Source organism: Pseudomonas sp. W2Jun17 (genome assembly GCF_023127795.1).
GTDB classification, from domain to species: domain Bacteria; phylum Pseudomonadota; class Gammaproteobacteria; order Pseudomonadales; family Pseudomonadaceae; genus Aquipseudomonas; species Aquipseudomonas synxantha_A.
In genome coordinates, this window is record NZ_SPKO01000039.1 from 1 (window position 1) to 950 (window position 950).

The 950-nt window shown below is 60.0% G+C and carries 1 pseudogene; it reads right to left on the reverse strand.

Annotated elements, in window-relative coordinates:
* Nucleotides 1–950: pseudogene (locus tag E4O98_RS25470) on the reverse strand (type IV secretion protein Rhs); the annotation flags it as partial.

Below are 950 nucleotides of genomic sequence, written 5' to 3' on the forward strand. Positions count from 1 at the left end.
AGCGATAACGCTTGATCCCACCATTGGGCAATTGCTCTTCCAGCAACTGCCCCCGCTCATTCCACACCAGCCGATGGCAACTATGATCCGGGTACCAAACTCCGGTCAGTTGCCCGTGTTTGTTGTAGCTGTAATCGGTAACCTCGCCGTCAGGATCGGTCCTACGCGTAACATCGCCTTGCTCATTACGCTCGTATTTCCAGACCGCCTCCCCACGCCTCACAACCCGAACAAAACCGTTGTCATGCTCGTAAGACGTCGGCTCATCATCCCCCGGAAACAAAGCCACCAGGCGCCCAGCTTCGTCGTACTGATAGGCCGTCACCGCGCCCAGCGGATCCTGTTCGACGGTCAGCCGCCCCTTGGCATCGTAGGATTTGAAATGCTGCGCGCCGTCCGGATCGATGCGCTGCACCAACCGCGCCCGGTCGTCGTGGACATAGACTTCCTGGCTACCATCGGCGTTATGCACCGTGACACGGCCGTCATCCCCCCAGGCATAACGCGTGTCCATCTGCGAAAAACTCGCCCAATGCCGGACGCAACGTGCCGCCTTGCCGGAGCCTTCCCACGCCCAGAAGAAACTCGCCCCACCGGCCAACTGCCGCTCAACAATGACGTGCTGATCGTCGTACCGATAACGCTCGCTTTCACCGACGGCATTGGTCGCGCAAACCAGTCGTCCGTCTTCGTCATAGGCGTAGGAAACAACGTTCTGCTCGGTTTCCCAGACGTAGGGCTCACGCCCTTTGGCGCGATGCACCTGGTAGTCCACCGCCACGATTCGATCCAGCTCATAACGCAGCAGCAGCGAGCGACCAGCACCGTTATCCAGCCGCTCGATCCGCCCGGAAGGATCACGGCAAATGCGCAGGCGGTTGTCATACGCATCGCTGATCGCAGTCAGTACACCGTCGCGAAAGTGATAGAACCGCGACGCCTGGGCCAGC